Here is a 22,718-nt window from a genome sequence, read left to right as displayed (position 1 = left end):
AGCCTGCCTTAACAATGAGCGCATTCGTCCCCGACGTTCCCAACCGCATCCCCGGCGACCCCTCGTCGGTGGACTCCCCAGCGGTCCACGCCACGCTGACGCTGACGGGTGAACGCACCATCCCCGATCTGGATATCGAGAACTACTGGTTCCGCCGCCATCAGGTGGTTTACCAGCAGCTGGCGCCGCGTTGCACCGGCCGTGAGGTGCTCGAGGCCGGCTGCGGCGAGGGCTACGGGGCCGACCTGATCGCCGACGTTGCCTGCCGGGTCGTTGCGGTGGACTACGACGAGGCCGCGGTGGCCCACGTCCGTAACCGTTACCCGAGAGTGCAGGTCATGCAGGCAAACCTGGCCGAGTTGCCGCTGGCCGACGCTTCGGTAGACGTGGTGGTGAACTTCCAAGTCATCGAACATCTGTGGGATCAGGCCCAGTTCGTCAGCGAGTGCGCCCGAGTGTTGCGTCCCTCGGGGCTACTCATGGTGTCTACCCCGAACCGAATCACCTTTTCGCCGGGCCGTGACACACCGATTAACCCGTTTCACACCCGTGAGCTGAACGCCGACGAGCTGACCCAATTGCTGGTCGACGCGGATTTTTCCGAGGTGGCCATGTTCGGGTTGTTTCATGGGCCGCGCCTGGCCGAGATGGACGCCCGCCACGGCGGCTCCATCATCGACGCGCAGATCGCGCAAGCGCTGGCCTGCGACGAAGGAGCACCCTGGCCGCCCGAGCTGGCAGCCGATGTCGCGGCGGTCACCACCGACGACTTCGACCTGATCGCGGCGGGAGACGGTCGTGAGATAGACGACAGCCTGGATCTGATTGCCGTCGCGGTGCGCCGGTGAGCACGGTCGGCGACCGCGTGCCCGGTCTGTTCACCCTGGTGCTGCACACCCACCTGCCGTGGCTGGCCCATCATGGCCGCTGGCCGGTCGGTGAGGAGTGGCTCTACCAATCGTGGGCCGCGGCCTACCTGCCGCTGCTGCGGGTGCTGCACACCCTCGCCGACGAGGATCGGCACCGGCTGATCACGCTCGGGGTGACGCCGGTGGTGAACGCTCAACTCGACGACCCCTATTGCCTCGACGGTATGCATCACTGGCTGGCCAACTGGCGGCTGCGCGCGACCGAAGCGGCCAGCGTGCGGTCCGGTTCGGAGGCCAACCCGGCTTCCAGGCCGGCATGCTCACCACAGGCATTGCGGGCCTTCGGGACTCGCGAGTGCGCCGAAGCAGATCGGGCGCTTGAGGATTTCGCTACCCGGTGGCGTCACGGCGGCAGCCCGCTACTGCGCGGCCTGATCGACGCCGGGACAGTCGAGCTGCTCGGCGGCCCGTTGGCCCACCCATTCCAACCGCTGCTCGCGCCGCGGCTGCGCGAATTCGCGCTGCGCGAAGGCCTCGATGACGCACGGCTGCGGCTGGCGCACCGACCGACCGGGATCTGGGCGCCGGAATGCGCCTACGCCCCGGGCCTAGAAACCGAGTACACGGCTGCCGGCATTTCCCACTTCATGGTCGACGGCCCGTCACTGCACGGCGACACCGCGCTGGGCCGACCGGTTGGCGACACCGATGTGGTCGCGTTCGGGCGCGACTTGCAGGTCAGCTACCGGGTGTGGTCGCCGAAATCTGGCTACCCCGGACACGCCGCCTACCGCGATTTCCACACCTACGACCACATCACCGGTCTCAAGCCGGCCAGGGTCACCGGCCGCAACGTGTCGTCTGAGGCCAAGGCACCCTACGACCCCGAGCGCGCCGACCGCGCCGTCGACGCCCACGTCGACGACTTTGTCGGGGTGGTCCGCAACCGGCTGGTCGCCGAGTCCGAGCGCATCGGGCGGCCCGCTCATGTGGTCGCCGCCTTCGACACCGAGTTGTTCGGCCATTGGTGGTATGAGGGGCCGACCTGGCTGGAGCGGGTGCTGCGCGCCTTGCCCGCCGCCGGGGTGCAAGTGGGCACACTCAGCGACGCACTGGCGGGCGGGTTCGTCGGCAATGCGGTTGCGTTGCCGCCCAGCTCGTGGGGATCCGGCAAGGACTGGCAGGTGTGGGCCGGCGACAAAGTCGCCGATCTGGTGCAGCTCAACAATGAGGTGGTCGACACCGCGCTGACTACCGTCGATAAAGCGCTGGCGCAGACGGCATCACTGGACGGGCCGCTCCCCCGCGATCACGTCGCCGACCAGATCCTGCGTGAGACGCTGCTCACCGTGTCCAGTGACTGGCCATTCATGGTGAGCAAGGACTCGGCCGCCGACTACGCCCGGTACCGTGCCCACCTGCATGCCCACGCCACCCGGGAGATCACCGGGGCGCTGGCGTCGGGCCGGCGTGACACCGCTGCGCGGCTGGCGGACGGATGGAACTGCGCCGACGGTCTGTTCGGCGCACTGGATGCCCGAAGGCTGCCATGAGCTTCTTTTTTTCCCGCGAGCGTGCGCGTCTGCACAGCGACACGCCGCTGTGCGTGGCATTTTATGCACGCTCGCGACGGAGGGCGGCGGGCTCGTGAAGATCCTGATGGTGTCCTGGGAGTATCCGCCGGTGGTGATCGGCGGGCTCGGCCGCCACGTCCATCACCTGTCGACGGCGCTGGCCGCCGCCGGCCACGACGTGGTCGTGCTGTCTCGCCGCCCCTCGGGCACCGATCCCCGTACGCATCCGTCCTCCGATGAGATCAACGAGGGTGTGCGGGTGATCGCGGCCGCACAGGATCCGCACGAGTTCACCTTCAGCGACGACATGATGGCCTGGACCCTGGCGATGGGCCACGCGATGATCCGCGCCGGCCTGTCCCTGACCAGACCTGGCAGCAACCGCCCCTGGCGTCCCGATGTCGTACACGCACACGATTGGCTGGTGGCACATCCAGCCATCGCGCTCGCCCAATTCTATGATGTGCCAACTGTTTCCACGATTCACGCGACGGAAGCCGGCCGGCATTCCGGCTGGGTATCTGGAGCACTCAGCCGTCAGGTGCACGCCGTCGAGTCGTGGCTGGTGCGTGAATCCGATTCGCTGATCACATGTTCGGCATCGATGGGCGACGAAATCACCGAATTGTTTGGTCCCGGCCTGGCCGAGATCACGGTGATATGCAATGGCATTGACCCGGCACGCTGGCCGTTCGCGGCCCGCCGTGCGCGCACCGGACCGGCCGAACTGCTCTACGTGGGAAGGCTGGAATATGAGAAAGGTGTGCACGACGTCATCGCGGCACTGCCGCGGATCAGACGCAGCTACCCCGGCACCACGTTGACCGTCGCTGGAGAAGGCACCCAGCAGGACTGGCTCATCGACCAGGCCCGTAAATACAAGGTACTCAAAGCAACCCGGTTCGTCGGGCACCTCGACCACAACGAACTGCTGGCGGCGCTGCATCGGGCCGACGCCGCGGTGCTGCCGAGCCACTACGAGCCGTTCGGGCTGGCTGCGCTGGAGGCCGCCGCAGCCGGCACGCCACTAGTGACCTCGAACATCGGCGGCCTGGGCGAGGCGGTAATTAACGGGCAGACCGGGGTTTCGTGTCCGCCCCGCGATGTCGCGGGGCTGGCCGCGGCGGTGTGCGCAGTGCTCGACGATCCAGACGCCGCGCAGCGGCGCGCGCGGGCTGCCCGGGAGCGTCTCACCTCCGACTTCGATTGGCAAACGGTAGCTCAGCAGACCGCACAGGTGTATCTGGCGGCCAAGCGCCGCGAACGACAACCGCAACCCCGGCTGCCCATCATCGAACACGCATTGCCGGATCGCTAGTCGATACCGTGCCAGAGCCGAAACGGCCGCACAGCATCAGCGCTCGGTTAGTATCCACCAGTGTTGGCCGCCCAAGTGACTAGTCGCCGCAACGCCGGCTACACGATCATGGTGCTGCTGCTGGTGCTGTGGCTGGCCGCTCTGGTCGTCCTGGCGATCGCGTTCGAACCCGACCTGTACTGGTTCTCGTACTACTCCGTCGACTACACGCTGGGTTTTGTCCGACGCGGACTCGCCGGCGAAATGCTGGACCTGTTTCCCGCTGGACACTACTTCACCGGCTTGCATACTTTACGTTGGCTTTCATCAACATTTTTCATCGGCGGCTTGGTAGCGGTGGCGGTTAGGTTCGGCCGTTCCGAACGCCGACTAATGCTGGCGCTGCTCATCGCTGTGCTGCCGTTTGGCTTCGCGTTCGCAGTGCTCTCGGCGCACCCTGATCTTTTCGCCGGGGCAGCGCTGGCCGGGTTCGCCGTGACGCTTGCCTCGGTAAAGGGCGACCGGTCAATCTTGTTTGCCAGTGCGACCTATGGCGTCACCATAGCGGTTCTGACGCTCGCACACGAAGCGATCCCGTCGTTGTTCTCGCTCGGCGCCGTGCTGGCCATTGCGACTCTCGCGGCGCACAGTTCGATCAATATCCAGCGTATTAGCGCGCTGCTCGCCGTCGCTCCCGGGCTGGCTGTCGCGGTAGCCGCAGCATTGCTTGGGCGCCGCGGAATCTCGTCTCAATTGTGTGCGATGGTGCCGCACGGTGCTGTTGACTGGCCGGCGGCGGGCAAGCTCTCCGCAAGCCAAATTCTTAGCGGCCAACACTTTTACATCGATTATCACGATTGGATGTGCCGGAACATCATCATGAACTTCGACCAGACGTTCGCCGACGCCGCCAGGTTCGTCGCCAGCATCGGTGCCGGGCTGCTTGCTTCGACCGCGTTCGGGATTGCCCTGTTGACGATGACAGTCTTGGCCATCGGCCACGTTTCCGGAGTGCCCTTCCGGCGTTTCTGCGAACTGCCACGCCGGCGGCTCTGGTGGGTGACATTCGCGGCCGTACTCATGCTGCCGGTTTTTGCAACCTCAGTCGACTGGGTCCGGTGGTGGGTCACCATCTCGTTCGACATAGGCATCGTGTACTTGCTCTACGCGAGCAGTCAGCCCGAGGCCACTCAGGAACCGACCCGGCGCACCCGCGTCGTGTTCGCTGTCGGGGTTATGTTGTTGGCCTTGTTCCCCGTCGGGGTCATCCCAGGCTTCGGGGTCCCACCGCCGGTGTGATCATTCGGACGAATCCCGCCTACACGTCGGGCACGGATGCACCGAATTATGCCTTAACATAATCGATTTCACTAACACGGCCTGTTCAAGAGAGATCGGAGCACTGCCATGAAGCCGCAGCATCGGGGTCATTACTTCCCCTATCGCTACGACCCATTGCTCGCCCCAATGTGGTTACCATTTCGGTGGCCCGGCAACCAGGGGGTGACGCTGACCGACGATGGTCGATTCATCGCCCGCTATGGGCCATTTCGTGTCGAGGCGCCGCTGTCCAGTGTTCGCGACGCCCATGTCACCGGCCCCTACCGATGGTGGACCGCCGTAGGCCCTCGGTTGTCGTTCGTCGATGACGGACTGACCTTCGGTACCAATGCACATGCCGGTGTCTGCATCCACTTTGAGCCACGGATTCGTCGGGTCATCGGACTGCGGGACCACTCGGCGCTGACGGTGACCGTCGCGGACACCGAAGGCCTGACCGCAGCGCTCAAGAGCATCATCTAGGGCCGGGCAGAGCCCGCCCCGAGTGACCGGAATCTGTTGGTACGCCAGTGTTCCCGGCTAGCGGGCGGCCTTTTTTCGTTCGATGTCGGCCAATGCAGCAGCCAGTTCGGCGCGCTGCGCGGCCGATTGCTCCCAGGACAGCTTCCGATTCTTGATCACCTTGGCCGGTGCGCCCACCGCGATCGAATAGTCAGGGATTACCCCGCGGACCACCGCATGCGCCCCCAGCACGCAGCCCCGCCCGACTGAGGTGCCACGCAACACCGTCACCTTCGCAGCCATCCAGGTGTCCGGCCCAATGCGGACCGGGGACTTGACGATTCCCTGATCCTTGATCGGGGTGTTGATGTCATCCATCCGGTGGTCGAAGTCGCAGACGTAGCACCAGTCGGCCATCAACGCCGAAACCCCAAACTCGATGTCGAGATAGCAGTTGATGACGTTATCCCGGCCCAGCACTACTTTGTCGCCGAACCGCAGCGAGCCCTCGTGCGCGCGGATCGTGTTCTTGTCACCGATGTGTACCCAGCGCCCGATCTCGAGCTGCGCGAGTTCGGGCGTCGCGTGGATCTCCACACCCTTGCCCAAAAACACCATGCCGCGGGTGATGATGTGCGGGTTAGCCAGCTTGAACTTCAGCAGCCGCCAATAACGCACCAGGTACCAGGGAGTGTAGGCGCGGTTGGCCAGCACCCACTTCAGCGAGGCCACAGTGAGGAACTTGGCCTGGCGCGGATCTCGCAACCGTGACCCACGCCAGCGGCGATGAAGCGGTGCACCCCACATCGTCGTCATGGCCGGACAGCTTAGCCCGGCGACGATGCGCGCCGGGACGGCGGGCTGTGGGGGCACCTCCCAGCCGCGAAGCGGCGAGGGGGCGAGGCGGGCAATCACACCCCGCCCGGCGACGATGCGCGCCGGGACGGCGGTTACCCTCACCTGTACTTGATCGCTGCTCATACCAAAGTCCCGCGGAAGGATTTGAGAAACCGAGGTGCTTGCCCGACATCTCCGTATGCTGCGGCGTTGCCCCACTGCGATGTTCGCGGCCGTGCTGGTCATTGGAATCGGCGGTTGCGGCAACACCGACTCCTGGGTTGACGCGTCGGCCGCTCAAGGCTGGCCGGCGCAATACGGCGACGCGTCCAACAGCAGCTACACCGCAACCAGCGGCGCCACCACGTTAGCGCTGCAGTGGACACGGCCGGTTAAAGGAAGTTTGGCGGCCGGGCCGGCGCTCAGCGCGCGCGGATACCTCGCGATGAACGCGCAGACCCAGGCCGGATGTTCGCTGATGGAGTGGGAGAACAACGACAACGGCCGGCAACGCTGGTGTGTTCGGCTGGTCCAGGGTGGCGGCTTCAGCGGTCCGTTGTTCGACGGCTTCGACAATCTGTATGTCGGCCAGCCCGGGACGATCTTCTCGTTCCCGGTGACGCAGTGGACACGCTGGCGGCAGCCGGTGATCGGGATGCCGTCCACCCCCCGCTTTCTCGGCAACGGCCAACTACTCGTCACCACGCATCTGGGGCAGGTGCTGGTTTTCGACGCGCATCGCGGCATGGTGGCCGGTAGTCCGCTGGACCTGGTGGACGGCGTCAACCCGACCGACCCGACGCGCGGGTTGGCCGATTGCGCGCCAGCCCAACAGGGCTGCCCGGTCGCGGCGGCCCCTGCCTACTCGGCGGCCAGCCAGACGGTGGTGCTCGGCGTCTGGCAGCCCGGCGCACCGGCCGCGGGGCTGGTCGGGCTGAAGTACCACTCGGGGCAGACGCCGCTGCTTGCCCGTGAGTGGACCAGCGACGCCGTGGACGCCGGTGTACTTGCCAGCCCGGTGTTATCCGCTGACGGATCGACCGTCTACGTCAATGGCCGCGACCAACGGCTGTGGGCACTGCACGCCGCCGACGGGAAACCGAAATGGTCGGTGCCACTGGAATTTCTGGCACAGACGCCGCCCGCGGTCACCCCGCAGGGGCTGATCGTGTCCGGCGGCGGTCCCGACACCCGGCTAGCGGCGTTCCGGGACGCCGGTGACCACGCTGAGCAGCTCTGGCGCCGCGACGACCTCACCCCCTTGTCGACGTCGAGCCTGGCCGGCGTCAGCGTCGGCTACACGGTGGTCAGCGGTCCGCCCGCAGCAGGCGCACCTGGCATGTCGTTGCTGGCCTTCGATCCACGCAACGGCCACACCCTCAACAGCTATCCGCTACCGGCGGCCACCGGATATCCGGTCGGGGTGTCGATCGCCAACGACCGCCGGGTGGTAACCGCCACCAGCGATGGCCAGCTTTACAGCTTCGCGCCCGTCTAGATCGCTAGCGGCGGGATAGCGCTGCGGGGTACCCGGGCCTGAGTGGCGCCGGCAAAGCCCGGCAGCATCTCACCCTGGGTGAAGTAGAAGATCAGCTGGTCGTCGGTGATAGCAAAGTTCTGGTAGTGGGCTGGGTCGAGGCCGATGGAAGGCAATATCGCTGCACCCATCGCGTATTGCCGTTCCAGCTCGCGTTGAACGATCGGGAAGATGCTGTCCAGCGGCGTCGTTCCGGGTGCAAACAGCGTGTCGAAGGTGATGGGCTGGCTGGTTCCGAGGTTGTAGTTAAACGACTTGTACCAGGTGGACGGGTGTGCGCCGCCGAGGTCCTGGAAGAACTTGAGCACCACACTGCGGGTGGTGCGTGGCGGTTGACCGGAGCTGTGTTGTTCGGTCGTCGCGTCCATTTGGTAGGGCTGCTCACGCCCCCCGGACCCCTGGGCAACGTTGACGAACCCATCGCGGTTTTGGGTGATGTAGTCGGTCAATGCCTGTTGGTCGGGATAGTCGACGGGAAAGGTTAGGTTGAGCGTGTACGTGGGGCCCGCGGCATGTATATGGCACATCTCGGCAGCCTGGGTGCCTCCTAGGCTCGCGCACGATGGCGGTGCTGCGGCCGCCGGCCAGCCCAGCAGAACCGCGGGTGCCAGCACCGCGGCCGCTATCAAATAACGCATCGTCGAATTGTCCTCAGTTGATGGTGATGACCCGCTGCGCCCGGCTTCGCCGCGCTTGCGATCATCACTGCTGACCACACGAAGGCGGGGCGCCTCGCAAAGTGACCGCCGTCAGCGTACCCGGGGGTTACCACGATGGGCGGCAAGCAAACGCCACCGCATGGCTGGTGGGCCCCGAACCAATGCGGGTGATGACCACGGACAGGGGTCGGCTGCCGCGTAGCCGCAGCCGACGGCGCAACGCGTCGGGGTCGACTTGAACGCCGCGAACCAGGATCTCCAACGCACCGCAGTCCAGCGCTGACAGTGCCTGCCGCAGCCGGCGCTCATCGAACGTCAGCTGTTCGAGCACCTCGAAACCCCGAACTGTTGGCGGCAGCCGATCTCCGGACAGATAGGCGATGTCGGGGTCGAGTTGCCACAGTCCGTGCCGCGCGCCGTAGTGGCGTACCAGCCCGGCCCGCACCACGGCGCCGTCGGGATCTATGATCCATCGCCCGGCGGGCCGCACCGGGCAGTCGTCCGGCTCCGCGTCAGTGATCTGTTCAGCGCTATCGAGCATGCTGGCTCGGCGGCGCACACCCGGGTCGGCCAGCTCTGCCGACCACAGGCACGCCTCCCGGACCGAACCGCAGTATGACGTCACCTCGATTTCCGCATCGAAACCCAGGCCGCGTACCTGGTTGAAATCGATTCCGGGAGCACACTTTATGACGAAGTCCCGGCCACGGTAGCTGTCCAGCAACTGGCCCAGGCCGGGCTGGTAATCGGCTAACCGGAAGCGGCGTCGCCCCCCGCTGCGACGGGCCGGATCGACAACAACCACCGTGTCTCGGGTCACCGGATGCAACGCGTCAGCGCGGCACAGGTCGGCGGCCGCGCCGAGGTTGTGCCGCGCCATCGCCAGCCGCACCGGGTCGATATCACTGCCCACCGTTCGGCTGGCGAAGCCGCGTAGCGCGGCGAGTTCGGTGCCGATGGAGCAGGTCGCATCGTGCACTAGGACATCCGGGCCTCGCGGCCCACTGGCTAGCCGGTTCGCCCGGTGCAGGGCCACCGACGCAGCGGTCGCCTGTTGCAGCGCCTCATCGGTGAACAGCCAATTCGACACGTCACACAACTGGCCCAGCTTGTCCACGGCGCGCCGGCGCAGCAGCATTGTCTCCACCAGCGCCGGCGCCCGGTCACCGAATCGGACGCGAGCCGCGGCGATATCGGCAATCCGGGTGGTGTCGGTCAGCTCGAATTCAGCGACCACAGCAAGCGCTGCGGCGCCCGGCTCCGATCGCAGATAGCTGACGTCGTCCGTGCCGAAGGTGAAGCCGCTACTCAGGACGGTTTGATCCCGGTGATCATCACGTTGTAGAACCAGCCCTTCGGCATGACGTGCCGCCACACGTTGGCGTCCACCCAGCTCAGGGTCTTCCAGCTGGTGAATGCAAAGCGTGCCCAGCCCCAGCCCAGCTTGCCCGGCGGCACCGTCGCCTCGAAGGTGCGCAGCGGCCAGCCCAGCATCGCGGCGGTGAACTCCTCGGTGGCGGTCTCGACCTGCGCAGCGCCGGCGCCCCTCGCCATCGTCTCTAAGTCTTTCGGTTCAAAGGTGTGCAGGTCGACCACCCACTCCAAGGCCGCCGCGCGCGAGTTCTCGTCGATCTCGGCCTGTGGACGACGCCAGCCGCTGAGCCCAGGCAGCTGCACCGCGCGGATGGTGACCTTCCAGGTCAGGTCCGCGAGCGCACGAGCGTATCGGTTGCCGACGTTGGTGGGCTCGCCCGCGAACACAAACCGGCCGCCCGGCTTCAGCACCCGCAGCACCTCACGCAGCGACAGCTCGACGTCGGGAATGTGGTGCAGCACCGCGTGCCCCACCACCAGGTCGAAGGTGTTGTCGTCGTACGGGATGCCCTCGGCGTCGGCGACCCGGCCGTCGATGTTCAGTCCCAGCGACTGCCCGTTGCGGGTGGCGACCTTGACCATGCCGGGTGACAGGTCGGTGACCGATCCACGCCGGGCGACGCCGGACTGGATCAGGTTGAGCAGGAAGAAGCCGGTGCCGCAGCCCAGTTCCAGGGCGCGGTCGTAGGGCAGTTCGGCCAATACCTCATCGGGCACGATGGCGTCGAAGCAGTGCCGCGCGTAGTCGATGCAGCGCTGGTCGTAGGAGATCGACCATTTCTCGTCGTAGTTCTCAGCTTCCCAGTCGTGGTAGAGCACCTGGGCGAGCTTGCTGTCCGTTTGGGCCGCGGCTACCTGCTCCGCGGTGGCATGCGGATTGGGCGCAGCGTCTGCGGGGATTTCCGAACTCCTCGTCATGAAGGGAAGCCTAATGGCCCCGCAGATCGCCCTCGTCGTCGCCTTGACCAGCGGCAAACACCTCGACATAACGACGACGTTCGGCAGCGATCCGCTCGGCCGGTGCCAGATCGAAGATCTCATTGATGCCGGCCTTGGCGGCGGCCAGCGCGTGCGTCGGGCCGTCGAGGAAGCGGCGCGCCCACGCTGCGGCGGCGTCGTACACGTCGTCGGGAGCCACCATGTCGTCGATCAGGCCCAACGCCAAGGCCTCCTCCGCATCAAAGAAGCGCCCGCTGAACACCAGGTCCTTGGCCCTGCTCACGCCGGCCACCCGGGTCAGGCGGGCCAGTCCATCGCCATCGGGGACCAGGCCGGCCAGGATCTCGGTCGCGCCGAACTTCACGTTGTCGCCGCTGACCCGCCAATCGGCGGCCAGGGCCAACGTCAGGCCCGCGCCCAGCGCGTATCCGGTGATCGCGGCCACGGTCGGCTTCGGGATCGCCGCGACGGCGTCGACGGCCTGGCGGCGGACCTGGGCGGCGACGCCGGCCTCCGCCGCGGTCAGAGTCCGCAGCTCTGGCATGTCGTCGCCGGCGGAGAAAATCTCGTGGCCGCCGAACACGATCACCGCGGCCACGTCATCGCGGTGTCCGAGCTCATCGGCGGCCGCCGCGATTTCCCGGTAGACCTGGCGAGTCATCGCGTTGGTGGGCGGTCGCGAAAGCAGCAACATGGCCAGGCCGGCGTCCTGCGAACCATCGCTGACCACGGTGCTGACGAATTCGCTCACCGGGCCCGTCAAAAGGGCCACCCGGTGGATCCGCCGGAGATCCGCGCCTGGTTGTAGCGGTCGGAGTCGAAAAATTCGATCTCCCAGTTGTCGCCCCGCTTCGCCAGGTGCGGCTGCACCGGAACGATCTGGCGTTCGACGGCCAGCACATCGCGCACTGTCCGGGGAGTGGGGCCGATCAGCGCGTCTAGCTGTGTCCAGGTCGGCGGCAGCAGGAAGTTACGGCCGGCCGCGAAGTCATCGATCGCCGCCTGCGGCGTCATCCAGTCGGCACGATCGGATTCGGTGTTCTCCCCGTCGGCGCGCTGTCCCTCCGGCAAGGCCGCCACAAAGAAGTAGGTGTCGTAGCGGCGGGTCAGCTCGGCCTCTGGGGTGACCCAGTTGGCCCACGGCCGCAACAGGTCGGATCGCAGCACCAGGTTTTCGCGGCGCAGGAAGTCCGCGAACGACAGTGTCCGGTCGGCCAGCGCGCGGCGAGCCTCGGCGTACACTGAGGCGTCGGTAACGATGCCGCTCGGTGACGAAAGCGACTGGCCGGCCGGCCCGGCGAACAGCACTCCCGACTCCTCGAACGTCTCGCGGGCGGCGGCGCAGACCAGCGCCTCAGCCAGGTCGGCTGTGACGCCGAACCGTTGCCCCCACCACGCCGGCGCCGGCCCGGCCCACGCCCCCAACTCCGCCAAGTCGGCGTTGCGATCGCGGTCGTCGACGCCGCCGCCGGGAAACACCATCACCCCGGCGGCGAAATCCATCGCCGCGTGCCGGCGCATCAGGAAGACAGTTAAGCCAGCCGGGCTGTCCCGGATCAGCATCACGGTCGCCGCCGGTCGCGGTGGCGCAGGCGGGGCGGGCGGTGACGTCATGGCTGCCTCCGGTGAGCTGCTCGGGCACGGACTCGGCGAGCGAAATAGCGCCCGTCGACAACATCCAAAGCGATCGACTGGCCGAACGCGGTGGACAAATTTTCTGCGGTCAGTACGTCGGACAGCAAACCCGCGGCGACCACCTTGGCTTCCGACAGCAGCAGGCAGTGGCTAAAGCCAGGCGGAACCTCCTCGACGTGGTGGGTGACGAGCACCAGCGCCGGCGCGTCCGGGTCGGCGGCCAGGTCGGCCAGCCGGGCGACCAACTCCTCGCGGGCGCCCAAGTCGAGGCCGGCGGCAGGTTCATCGAGCAGCAGTAGTTCCGGGTCGGTCATCAATGCCCGAGCGATCAGCACCCGTTTGCGCTCGCCTTCGGACAGCGTCCCGAAGGTGCGGTCGGCGAGGTGTTCGGCGCCCACGCTCTCCAGCATGTCGATCGCTCGCTGGTAGTCGACGCCTTCGTACCGCTCGCGCCAGCGGCCCAGCACCGCATAGCCCGCCGACACCACGAGGTCGCGCACCACTTCAGTGCTGGGCACCCGCTGCGCCAGAGCCGACGAACTCAAGCCGATGCGCGCACGCAACTCGGAGATGTCGATGCGTCCCAGCCGCTCACCGAGCACGTAGGCAACGCCCGTCGACGGGTGGTCGGCCGCCGCGGCGATACGCAGCAGCGACGTCTTGCCGGCCCCGTTGGGGCCAATGATCACCCATCGTTCGTCGAGTTCCACCGCCCAATCCAGCGGCCCAACCAGGACACGCCCTTCGCGGCGCAGGGACACGTCTTTAAAGTCAATCAGCAGATCGGGATCGGCTGCGGCATCATCGGTTTCGAGGCCAGTTTCGGGGCCAGGTTCGGGCACCCGAACATCGTGCCGTACCGCGACGCCGCGGCGGCTGCCGGGTCACCCCAGCGGGTCGCTGCGGGAAAGCGCCTAGTCGGGAGGGATCTCGACGCGGCGCACCCCGCCGTCGGCCGCGTCCGCGGCCTCGATCTCGCCGCGTGTCACACCCAGCACGAAGAGCACCGTATCCAGGTAGGGATGGCTCAACGACGCATCGGCGACGGCACGCAACGCCGGCTTGGCGTTAAACGCAATTCCCAGCCCGGCCGCCGCCAGCATGTCGATATCATTGGCGCCGTCACCCACGGCGACGGTCTGCTCCATCGGCACGCCAGCCTGCTCCGCGAAGTCGCGTAGCGCCTTGGCCTTACCGGGCCGATCGACGATGGTGCCGACCACCCGGCCGGTGAGTATGCCGTCGACGATCTCTAGCTCATTGGCCGCGACGAAGTCCAGCATCAGCTCGTGTGCGAGCGGCTCGATGATCCGCCGAAAGCCTCCGGACACCACCCCGCAACGAAAGCCCAGCCGTCGCAGCGTCCGCAGCGTGGTCCGGGCACCGGGCATCAGCTCCAACTGATCGGCCACCTCATCGATCACCGTGGCGGGCAGACCCGCCAAGGTGGCCACCCGCCGCTGCAACGACTCCGCGAAATCCAGCTCACCGCGCATCGCGGCCTCGGTGATCGCGGCGACCGTCCCTAGCGCGCCCGCTCGGGCCGCCAGCATCTCGATCACCTCGCCCTGGACCAGGGTGGAATCGACGTCAAACACAATGAGTCGTTTGGTGCGCCGGGCCAGACCGTAACCCTCCACCGCCACGTCGACATGCTCCGCGGTGGCCACCCGGTTGAGGGCCGTCCGCAGCGGTCCCGCGGCTTCCAACGGCGCCGAGACTCGCAACTCCAGCCCGGTAACCGGGTAGTCGGAGATGCCTCGAATGACGTCGATATTGACGTCCAGCGCCGCGACCTCACGCGCTACCGCACCGAACGCCCGGGCGGTAATCGGACGGCCCAGCACGAAAATCGTGTGGGTCGACGGTTCCCGGATGATCGGCACGTCGTCGCTGCGCTCGATCGTGACGTCGAGACCGACCCGGTGAATCGCGGCCTGCACGTCGTCTCGCAACGCGGTACCGTCGGCGACTTCCGGCGGGCACGACACCAGCACACCCAACGTGAGCCGGCCCCGAATCACCACCTGCTCGACGTTGAGCAGCTCGACCCCGTGCCGCGACAGCACCGCGAAGAGCGCTGACGTCACACCTGGCTGATCCACGCCGGTGACGGTGATCAGCACCGACACCTTGGGTGGTGTGTTCACCCCTGAAATGCGCCGCTCATCTGACAACGTCCGCCGCGCCGCATCAGTGCGAACTCACCTCGGCGAGCTCCTCGGCGTGACGGCGCCCAACGTGCGCCTCGGCGCGCAATCGTTCCACCATGTGCGGGTAGTGCAGCTCGAACGCCGGACGCTCCGAACGAATCCGGGGCAGCTCGGTGAAGTTGTGCCGCGGCGGCGGGCAACTGGTCGCCCATTCCAGCGAGTTGCCATATCCCCACGGGTCGTCGACGGTCACCACCTCGCCGTATCGCCAGCTCTTAAAGACGTTCCACACGAACGGGAACATTGAGGCACCCAGGATGAAGGCCCCGATGGTCGAGACCACGTTGAGACCCTGGAAGCCGTCGGTGGGCAGGTAGTCGGCGTAGCGCCGGGGCATGCCCATGTCGCCCAGCCAGTGCTGCACCAAGAACGTGGTGTGGAAACCGATGAACGTCAGCCAGAAGTGCAGCTTGCCCAGCCGCTCGTCGAGCAGCCGACCGGTCATCTTGGGGAACCAGAAGTAGATGCCGGCAAACGTGGAGAACACGATGGTGCCGAACAGCACGTAGTGAAAGTGCGCGACGACGAAATAGCTGTCGGTCACGTGGAAGTCCAGCGGCGGGCTGGCTAGCAGCACACCGGTCAAACCACCCAACAGGAAGGTGACCGCGAAGCCGACCGAAAACAGCATCGGCGTCTCAAAGGTCAACTGGCCCTTCCACATGGTGCCGACCCAGTTGAAGAACTTGATCCCGGTCGGCACCGCGATCAAATACGTCATAAACGAAAAGAACGGCAGCAGAACGGCTCCGGTGGCGAACATGTGGTGCGCCCACACCGCGACCGACAACGCAGCGATCGACAGCGTCGCGTAAACCAGTGTGGTGTAGCCGAAGATGGGCTTGCGGGAAAAGACCGGGAAGATCTCTGAGACGATCCCGAAGAACGGCAGCGCGATGATGTAGACCTCGGGGTGACCGAAGAACCAGAACAGGTGCTGCCACAACAGGACTCCGCCGTTGGCCGCGTCGTAGACATGGGCTCCCAGGTGGCGGTCGGCGGCTAGCCCGAACAGCGCGGCGGTCAGCAGTGGGAACGCGATCAGCACCAGGATGGACGTCACCAGGATGTTCCAGGTGAAGATCGGCATCCGGAACATCGTCATCCCGGGTGCACGCATGCAGACCACGGTGGTGATCATGTTGACCGCACCCAAGATGGTGCCCAGACCGGCGACGATCAAACCCATAATCCACAGGTCGCCGCCGGCACCGGGCGAGTGGATCGCGTCGGTCAACGGTGTATAGGCGGTCCAGCCGAAGTCGGCGGCCCCGCCTGGTGTGATGAAACCGGCCATCCCCATGGTGGCGCCGAACAAGAACAACCAGAACGAAAAGGCGTTCAGCCGTGGGAATGCCACGTCGGGTGCGCCGATTTGCAGCGGCAACACCAGGTTGGCGAAGCCGAACACGATCGGGGTGGCATAGAACAACAACATGATCGTGCCGTGCATGGTGAACAGCTGGTTGAACTGTTCATTCGACAAGAACTGCAGACCAGGTGCGGCCAACTCGGTACGCATCAGCAGCGCCAGCAGGCCGCCCACAAAGAAGAAGATGAAGCAGGCAACGCAATACATGATGCCGATCATCTTGTGATCGGTGGTGGTGATCAGCTTGTAGACAAGGTTCCCTTTGGGACCGGTGCGGGCCGGATATGGACGGATGGCCTCGAGTTCTCCCAACGGGGGCGCTTCGGCTGTCAACAGCTCCTCCAAACATCCATTCCGGACAGGGGCGCACTACGCATCCAGTGATGATCGCAAGCGCGGCGAAGCCGGGCGCAGCGGGTCATCACCATCGACACAGAGACGAATCTTAGCCCCCGGAGAGGTGGGCGGTAGGTCTGGTCCTACGAACTGTCGTAAATACCTCACCGGAGCCGTCCCGCGGGCTGCTCTGACCAACCCCCGGTTCGCCCGCATGGCGTCGAGTGTGCTCGCAGAGCGTCGACTGTGCGGCCAGTGCGGGTCAATCGCGAAATTCCCGCCCTAAATGCACACTCAAAGCCGCCAGAACACACTCGATGCACCGCGACAGCGTCATCCGTGTCGCGCCGGTCGCGATAGGGCCGGATGTTAACGTCGAGCGCGTGCTGTTCGGCGTGAGGCGACCCAGATTGGCCGCGGCTGCGCTGACAGCGATGGCAACCGTGACGTGCAGCGGCTGCGGTTCCGAGCAGCCGCCCACCAGCGCGTCGCGATCGCTGCTCACCCCCACCACCCAAATCGCGGGGGCCGGTGTGCTCGGAAATGAGCGCCAGCCGGACCAGGCGTGCGCGCCAGAGCCGGCCGCGGTCGATCCGGGGCCGCCGACACGGCCGGCCCACAACGCCGCGGGAGTCAAACCGGATGTGACCCAGGTGCCGGCCGAGGCACAGCGCATTGTGGTGCTTGCCGGTGACCAGCTCGATGCGCTGTGCGCGCTTGGCTTGCAATCCCGAGTCGTCGCCGCCGCATTGCCGGACGGCTCCGCAAGCCAGCCCTCCTACCTGGGCAACGCCGTACATGGCCTGCCCGGCGTGGGTACCCGCAGAGCCCCGGACCTGGGCGCTATCGCGGCGGCTCAACCGGATCTGATTCTGGGCTCTGCGGGCTTGACGCCGAAGTTGTATCCGCAGCTGACGGCGATCGCCCCGACGGTGTTCACCGCTGCACCGGGCGCAGCCTGGGAAGACAACCTTCGTGGTGTCGGTGCCGCGACGGCGCGCAGCGATGCCGTAGACGCATTGATCACCGGCTTCTCCCAACGGGCTACCCAGATCGGGGCCACTCATGACGCAACCCACTACCAAGCGTCCATCGTCCAGCTGACCACCAACACCATGCGGGTTTACGGATCCAATAACTTCCCGGCCAGCGTGCTTGCCGCGGTCGGAGTGGACCGGCCCGCGGCACAGCGATTCACCGACAAGGCTTATATCGAGATCGGCACCACCGATGCCGATCTCGCGAAGGCGGATTTCGCGGGCTTCTCAATGGCGGACGCTGACATCGTCTACGTGTCGTGCGCGTCGGCGGCCGCCGCGGAGCGCGCCGCCACCGTCCTGGACAGCGGCCCGTGGCGCAAGCTGTCCGCCAATCACGACAACCGGGTCTTCATCGTCAACAACGAGGTGTGGCAAACCGGCGAGGGCGTGGTCGCAGCCCGCGGCATCGTCGATGACCTACGGTGGGTCAACGCGCCAATCAACTAGGTGCCCGCGAGAGTGCAATGGGCGACGCATCGCCCGAGAGGCGCGGTCGATAGCTGCACTCTCGCGGCTAAGCTCGTGATGTGCCTACTGTTTCCGCCTACGCCGCCACGTCGGCGACCGAACCGCTGACCAAGGTCACCATCAACCGGCGCGACCCGGGTCCACACGACGTCGCGATCCAGATCAAGTTCGCCGGGATCTGCCACTCCGACATCCACACCGTCAAAGCTGAGTGGGGCCAACCGAATTACCCGGTGGTCCCAGGCCATGAGATCGCCGGGGTGGTGACCGCGGTGGGCGCTGAGGTCACCAAACACAAGGTGGGCGACCGCGTCGGCGTGGGCTGCATGGTGGGCTCCTGCGGTGAATGCCGCAGCTGTCTGGCCGGGCTCGAGCAGTACTGCAAACCGGGCGCGACCTTCACCTACAACTCGATCGGCAAAGACGGCCAGTCAACCCAAGGTGGCTACAGCCAGGCCATCGTCGTTGACGAAAACTTCGTCGTACATATCCCCGATGCGCTACCGCTGGACGCCGCCGCGCCGCTGCTGTGCGCGGGCATCACGCTCTACTCACCGCTTCGGTATTGGAACGCGAAGCCGAGCACGCGGCTCGCGATCATCGGTTTGGGTGGTCTTGGACACATGGGTGTCAAGCTGGGCGCGGCGCTGGGCTGCGACGTGACGGTGCTGTCGCAGTCACTGAAGAAGATGGAGGACGGACTGCGGCTGGGCGCCAGCAACTATTACGCGACCGCCGATCCCGACACCTTCCGCAAACTGCGCGGCAGCTTCGACCTGATTCTGAACACCGTCTCGGCGAATCTGGATCTCGGCGAATACCTCAACCTGCTCGACGTCAACGGCACGCTCGTCGAGCTGGGCATCCCCGAGCATCCCATGCCGGTGCCGGCATTCGCGTTGGCGCTGATGCGGCGCAGCCTGTCCGGGTCGAACATCGGCGGCATCGCCGAAACCCAGGAGATGCTGAATTTCTGCGCCGAACACGGTGTGACGCCCGAAATCGAGCTCATCGAACCGGATTACATCAACGAGGCCTACGAGCGAGTGTTAGCCAGCGACGTGCGCTACCGCTTCGTCATCGACATCTCACGTTTGTGAGGCTGTGACGTCGCCGCTGACCAGCGACCTTCAGAAGTCCCAGTCCTCGTCCTCGGTGACGACGGCCTTACCGATCACATACGACGACCCCGAGCCGGAGAAGAAGTCGTGGTTCTCGTCGGCGTTGGGTGACAACGCCGACAGGATCGCCGGGTTCACGTCGGTCTCGTCCCGCGGAAACAGCGCCTCATAGCCGAGGTTCATCAACGCCTTGTTGGCGTTGTAACGCAAGAACTTCTTGACGTCTTCGGTCAACCCGACTCCGTCGTAAAGATCCTGGGTGTATTCCACCTCGTTGTCGTAGAGCTCAAAGAGCAGTTCGTAGGTGTACTCCTTGAGTTCTGCCCGCCTGGCGTCGTCGACCAGCGCCAAGCCACGCTGGAATTTGTAGCCAATGTAGTAACCGTGCACTGCCTCGTCGCGGATGATCAGCCGAATCATGTCCGCGGTATTGGTCAGCTTGGCCCGACTCGACCAGTACATCGGCAGATAGAACCCGGAGTAAAACAGGAAGCTTTCCAGCAGGGTGGAGGCCACCTTGCGCTTGAGCGGTTCGTCGCCTCGGTAGTACTGCATCACGATCTCGGCTTTGCGCTGCAGGTTGATGTTCTCTTCCGACCAGCGGAACGCTTCGTCGATCTCCGCTGACGAGCACAGCGTGGAAAAGATCGAGCTGTAGCTCTTGGCGTGCACCGACTCCATGAACGCGATGTTGGTGAGGACGGCTTCCTCATGCGGCGTCAGCGCATCAGGAATCAGGCTGACCGCTCCGACCGTGCCTTGGATCGTGTCGAGCAGCGTCAGACCGGTGAACACCCGCATGGTCAGCTGCTTTTCGCTGGCGGTCAGCGTTCCCCACGACGGGAGGTCGTTGGACACTGGCACCTTCTCGGGCAGCCAGAAATTTCCGGTCAGCCGGTCCCAGACCTCAGCGTCCTTGTCGTCTTGCAGCCGGTTCCAATTGATCGCCGAAACGCGGTCAATCAGCTTCATCTTCTCGGTCACCAGAACCCCACTTCACGCGCCCTATTGGGCTGACAGTCTGCCTGCGGTACTTAGACCTCAAACACTACCCCTGGGGCCCGACATGCCACTGCAACACAAGAAGTAGTGTTTGCGTGTCGCCCAGCGCAGCCGCCTAATTCGCCACCGTAAGCGGCGCATGCTGCGCAGATGAGCCCATCCCCACTCCAAAGAATTGGTACTCCGTGGGCTTGACCGAGCGGGTCCCCCGCCAGTACTGCCAGGTGTAGCCGCCCCAGAGCACAGTGTTCTTGCCATGCTCGTCGAGATACCAGCTGCGGCAGCCGCCGCTGTTCCACACCGAGTGAGCCAGGTTGCGTTGCAGCTCGTCGTTGAAACGGTCCTGCGCGGCACGCGTCGGAGCCAGTGCCTGCGCGCCCAACCGGTCGCACGTCGAGATCGCGTCGACGACATAGCGGATTTGGGATTCGATCATGAACACCACGGAGTTGTGCCCCAGGCCGGTATTGGGTCCCAGCAGGAAGAACAAATTGGGCATATCAGCGACGGCGATCCCGCGGTGAGCGGCAATGCCCTCACGGTTCCAGCGATCTACTAGATCCTCGCCGTGGCGTCCTTTGATCTGGACGTAAGTGTAGGAGTCGGTGACATGAAAGCCGGTGCCGTAGACGATCACGTCCACTTCTCGGAAGACCTCACGGCCGGTGCCGTCGACAGTGACGATCCCGTCGCGCGTGATTCGGCTGATGGCCTCGGTGACCAATTCGGTCTTCGGGTTCGCAACGGCCCGGTAATAACTGGAAGAGTTCAGGATTCGCTTGCAACCGATGCGGTAGTGCGGAACCAGTTTGCGACGCAGCTCGCGGTCTTTCACCGAGTGGCGGATGTTCCATTTGGCGAGGGCTTCGATGATCTTCAGCGTGTTCGGCCGTTTCGTCATGCCATATGCCAACGCCTCATGCGCCCAGTAAATACCGGCGCGCAGCAAGGCCCGCAGCCCCGGGACATTCGTCAGAGCGCGCCGCAACCGCAACGGCAGTTCAACGTTAATGCGCGGCACCACCCAGGGCGGGGTGCGTTGGTAGAGCTGGAGTTCGGCAACCTGGCGGACGATCTCCGGCACAATCTGGATCGCGCTGGCGCCAGTCCCGATCATCGCCACCCGCTTTCCCGTCAAATCCACGCCGTGATCCCAGTGCGCGGAATGGAAAGCAGGGCCGCAGAATTCGTCACGGCCTTCGATGTCAGGGATCGACGGGATGTGCAGCGCGCCAGCACCCGAGATCAGGAACTGAGCGACGTATTCTCGCCCATCGGAGGTGAACACATGCCACCGGTACTCGTCCTCGTCCCAGTGGCCGCGATCGACCAGGGAGTTGAAAACGATGTAGCGGCGCAGCCCGTATTTCTCGGTGACTCCCTTGAGGTAATCCCAGATCTCGGGTTGGTAGGAAAACAGGTGCATCCAGTCCGGCTTGGGCTCAAATGAGAAGGAGTACAGGTGAGACGGGATGTCGCAGGCGCAGCCGGGGTAGCTGTTGTCCCGCCACGTGCCGCCGATGTCGTCGGCCTTCTCCAGGATCACGAAGTCGATGCCTTGCCGTTGCAGCGCGATCGCCATCCCCAGACCAGAGAACCCGGTCCCAATGATGAGAGCACGGGTGTGCACCGGCTGGTGGCCTTCGGGCCCCAGCTCAGCGTGGGCGTCCGGTTGCGTCCCGGCATTCGTCATGTTGATCGGTCTTCCTATGGGGGCCAGTGCGCGACGTGCGATCTTTGGCCTAGGCACCTAGCTGTCGCAAAATACCCGGTACCCAGGGTATCGAATAGAACGAGTGTTATCGATCACCGTGGCGATGTCAACGCCGCCAATGCTCAGCTCGCGGAGCGGTTGAGTGGTACCGCGTCGTGGATCGGCCGGTCCGGATTCATCGAGATGCCAAGCGTCTCGGCGGTTCCAACGATGACGGCCATCATGATGGTCGTCAGATGCGCGACGAACTGCTCACGCGGCATCCGCCGCGGGCTATCGGGTTCGGGACCCAACCACCACTCGGTGGCCGACGCGGCCGATCCGAAGGCGGCGAACGCGGCAAGTTCGCTAGCCGCGCGGTTCAGCTCCATTTCCCGCAGCTCGTTGTTGAACATCTCGGCCATGGTCAGGGTGATCTCGCGACCTTCGTTGAGGGTCCGCACTGTCGCCTCGGACTGCGCCGAGAACCGGCCCTGGATGAAGACCCGCAACACGTTGGGATGCTTGTCGACGAGGCTGACATATTCGTCGACGCTGCGCCGGATGACTTCGCGAGCTGAGTCGGTGGCTAAGTCGATAGCCGGGAAGATCGCCGCCCACAGCATGTCGCGCAGACGGATGCCGATGGCCTCGAACAGGTCGGACTTGTCGGTGAAATGCCGGTAGATCTTGGGCTTGGCGGTGCCGGCTTCTTCGGCGATTTCTCGCACACTGACCTCGGGCCCCAGCCGGTCGAGAGCACGGAAAGCGGCATCGACGATTTCGCCGCGCACCTTCTTACGGTGTTCGCGCCAGCGTTCGCTGCGCGCATCGACCTTTACCCCGGGCTTCGCGCTGGGATGGGGTCGGCTAATTCTCCCCACGTCAGGTACCTTACCGTGTCGCACATGCTGACCTGCACAGACTGACCACTCAAGGGCTCGCGAGCGTGAATCTGGCGACGCGACAC

General features: G+C 65.3%; 20 protein-coding genes. 8 read left to right on the top strand and 12 right to left on the bottom strand.

Annotated features, from left to right (window positions below; genetic code table 11):
* Positions 1-14: 14 nt before the first annotated feature.
* The 5 genes from B586_RS06525 to B586_RS06505 all read left to right on the top strand — a co-directional run bounded on the left by B586_RS06525 (position 15) and on the right by B586_RS06505 (position 5,543).
* Positions 15-848, top strand: coding sequence for a class I SAM-dependent methyltransferase (locus B586_RS06525; protein ID WP_054880382.1), 834 nt, complete (start codon positions 15-17; stop codon positions 846-848).
* The gene (locus tag B586_RS06520; protein WP_054880383.1) at positions 845-2,422 is read left to right on the top strand and encodes a 1,4-alpha-glucan branching protein domain-containing protein; all 1,578 of its coding nucleotides are present in this window, start codon (positions 845-847) and stop codon (positions 2,420-2,422) included. The genes B586_RS06525 and B586_RS06520 overlap by 4 nt, the downstream gene beginning before the upstream one ends.
* 94 nt (positions 2,423-2,516) lie before the next feature.
* On the top strand, positions 2,517-3,761 hold the full coding sequence (locus B586_RS06515; protein ID WP_054881026.1) for a glycosyltransferase family 4 protein: 1,245 nt from the start codon (positions 2,517-2,519) through the stop codon (positions 3,759-3,761).
* Positions 3,762-3,821: 60 nt separating this feature from the next.
* Positions 3,822-5,039 (top strand): hypothetical protein, encoded by a 1,218-nt coding sequence (locus B586_RS06510; RefSeq protein WP_236971367.1) that lies wholly within the window; start codon positions 3,822-3,824, stop codon positions 5,037-5,039.
* Positions 5,040-5,147: 108 nt separating this feature from the next.
* Positions 5,148-5,543, top strand: a complete 396-nt coding sequence (locus tag B586_RS06505; protein WP_054880384.1) for a hypothetical protein — start codon at positions 5,148-5,150, stop codon at positions 5,541-5,543.
* Between the two features lie 57 nt (positions 5,544-5,600).
* On the opposite strand, the gene B586_RS06500 is transcribed toward B586_RS06505, so the two are convergent.
* On the bottom strand, positions 5,601-6,338 hold the full coding sequence (locus B586_RS06500) for an acyltransferase (protein WP_047313084.1): 738 nt from the start codon (positions 6,336-6,338) through the stop codon (positions 5,601-5,603).
* Positions 6,339-6,582: 244 nt separating this feature from the next.
* Here B586_RS06500 and B586_RS06495 point away from each other — a divergent pair, with 244 nt between their 5' ends.
* Complete coding sequence (locus B586_RS06495; RefSeq protein WP_236971364.1) at positions 6,583-7,857, top strand: outer membrane protein assembly factor BamB family protein; 1,275 nt, start codon at positions 6,583-6,585, stop codon at positions 7,855-7,857.
* Here the strand turns inward: B586_RS06495 and B586_RS06490 are convergent.
* From B586_RS06490 to ctaD, 8 genes are all read right to left on the bottom strand, one after another.
* On the bottom strand, positions 7,854-8,534 hold the full coding sequence (locus tag B586_RS06490; protein ID WP_047313428.1) for an esterase: 681 nt from the start codon (positions 8,532-8,534) through the stop codon (positions 7,854-7,856). The genes B586_RS06495 and B586_RS06490 overlap by 4 nt on opposite strands.
* 127 nt (positions 8,535-8,661) lie before the next feature.
* Entirely contained in the window at positions 8,662-9,906 is a 1,245-nt protein-coding gene (locus B586_RS06485; protein ID WP_418001134.1) for a class I SAM-dependent methyltransferase, read from the bottom strand.
* A complete protein-coding gene (locus B586_RS06480; protein WP_047313086.1) occupies positions 9,864-10,847 on the bottom strand; it encodes a class I SAM-dependent methyltransferase in 984 nt (327 codons plus the stop codon). Before B586_RS06480 ends, B586_RS06485 begins: the two co-directional genes overlap by 43 nt.
* A 10-nt stretch (positions 10,848-10,857) precedes the next feature.
* Positions 10,858-11,619, bottom strand: coding sequence for an enoyl-CoA hydratase (locus B586_RS06475; protein ID WP_054880386.1), 762 nt, complete (start codon positions 11,617-11,619; stop codon positions 10,858-10,860).
* Between the two features lie 8 nt (positions 11,620-11,627).
* Positions 11,628-12,482: an NUDIX hydrolase gene (locus B586_RS06470; protein WP_047313088.1), complete on the bottom strand. Its 855-nt coding sequence runs from the start codon at positions 12,480-12,482 to the stop codon at positions 11,628-11,630.
* A complete protein-coding gene (locus B586_RS06465) occupies positions 12,479-13,345 on the bottom strand; it encodes an ABC transporter ATP-binding protein (RefSeq protein WP_047313089.1) in 867 nt (288 codons plus the stop codon). The genes B586_RS06470 and B586_RS06465 overlap by 4 nt, the downstream gene beginning before the upstream one ends.
* A gap of 72 nt (positions 13,346-13,417) precedes the next feature.
* Entirely contained in the window at positions 13,418-14,653 is a 1,236-nt protein-coding gene (gene serB, locus B586_RS06460; RefSeq protein ID WP_047313090.1) for a phosphoserine phosphatase SerB, read from the bottom strand.
* 43 nt (positions 14,654-14,696) lie between these two features.
* Entirely contained in the window at positions 14,697-16,421 is a 1,725-nt protein-coding gene (ctaD, locus tag B586_RS06455; RefSeq protein WP_047313430.1) for an aa3-type cytochrome oxidase subunit I, read from the bottom strand.
* 437 nt (positions 16,422-16,858) lie between these two features.
* On the opposite strand from ctaD, the gene B586_RS06450 reads away from it, so the two are divergent.
* Positions 16,859-17,911: an iron-siderophore ABC transporter substrate-binding protein gene (locus B586_RS06450; protein ID WP_054881029.1), complete on the top strand. Its 1,053-nt coding sequence runs from the start codon at positions 16,859-16,861 to the stop codon at positions 17,909-17,911.
* Between the two features lie 80 nt (positions 17,912-17,991).
* On the top strand, positions 17,992-19,032 hold the full coding sequence (locus B586_RS06445) for an NAD(P)-dependent alcohol dehydrogenase (RefSeq protein ID WP_047313091.1): 1,041 nt from the start codon (positions 17,992-17,994) through the stop codon (positions 19,030-19,032).
* Between the two features lie 30 nt (positions 19,033-19,062).
* On the opposite strand, the gene nrdF is transcribed toward B586_RS06445, so the two are convergent.
* From nrdF to B586_RS06430, 3 genes are all read right to left on the bottom strand, one after another.
* Positions 19,063-20,037: a class 1b ribonucleoside-diphosphate reductase subunit beta gene (gene nrdF, locus B586_RS06440; protein WP_156406726.1), complete on the bottom strand. Its 975-nt coding sequence runs from the start codon at positions 20,035-20,037 to the stop codon at positions 19,063-19,065.
* 133 nt (positions 20,038-20,170) lie between these two features.
* Entirely contained in the window at positions 20,171-21,748 is a 1,578-nt protein-coding gene (locus tag B586_RS06435; protein ID WP_054880387.1) for a flavin-containing monooxygenase, read from the bottom strand.
* Between the two features lie 143 nt (positions 21,749-21,891).
* Positions 21,892-22,632: a TetR/AcrR family transcriptional regulator gene (locus tag B586_RS06430; RefSeq protein WP_047313095.1), complete on the bottom strand. Its 741-nt coding sequence runs from the start codon at positions 22,630-22,632 to the stop codon at positions 21,892-21,894.
* Positions 22,633-22,718 lie beyond the last annotated feature (86 nt).

Origin of the sequence: Mycobacterium haemophilum DSM 44634 (assembly GCF_000340435.2) — a bacterium.
In the GTDB taxonomy this organism is placed as follows: domain Bacteria; phylum Actinomycetota; class Actinomycetes; order Mycobacteriales; family Mycobacteriaceae; genus Mycobacterium; species Mycobacterium haemophilum.
Note: the sequence above shows the minus strand (reverse complement) of the source record. Positions and strands in the feature narration are given on the sequence as shown.

Excerpts from the sequence above, each read along its gene's own strand:
- B586_RS06525 (WP_054880382.1), top strand. The coding sequence starts at position 15 with ATGAGCGCATTCGTCCCCGACGTTCCCAACCGCATCCCCGGCGACCCC.
- B586_RS06505 (WP_054880384.1), top strand. The coding sequence starts at position 5,148 with ATGAAGCCGCAGCATCGGGGTCATTACTTCCCCTATCGCTACGACCCA.
- B586_RS06500 (WP_047313084.1), bottom strand. The coding sequence starts at position 6,338 with ATGACGACGATGTGGGGTGCACCGCTTCATCGCCGCTGGCGTGGGTCA.
- B586_RS06435 (WP_054880387.1), bottom strand. The coding sequence starts at position 21,748 with ATGACGAATGCCGGGACGCAACCGGACGCCCACGCTGAGCTGGGGCCC.
- B586_RS06470 (WP_047313088.1), bottom strand. The coding sequence starts at position 12,482 with ATGACGTCACCGCCCGCCCCGCCTGCGCCACCGCGACCGGCGGCGACC.
- B586_RS06480 (WP_047313086.1), bottom strand. The coding sequence starts at position 10,847 with ATGACGAGGAGTTCGGAAATCCCCGCAGACGCTGCGCCCAATCCGCAT.
- B586_RS06495 (WP_236971364.1), top strand. The coding sequence starts at position 6,583 with ATGTTCGCGGCCGTGCTGGTCATTGGAATCGGCGGTTGCGGCAACACC.
- B586_RS06450 (WP_054881029.1), top strand. The coding sequence starts at position 16,859 with ATGGCAACCGTGACGTGCAGCGGCTGCGGTTCCGAGCAGCCGCCCACC.
- B586_RS06490 (WP_047313428.1), bottom strand. The coding sequence starts at position 8,534 with ATGCGTTATTTGATAGCGGCCGCGGTGCTGGCACCCGCGGTTCTGCTG.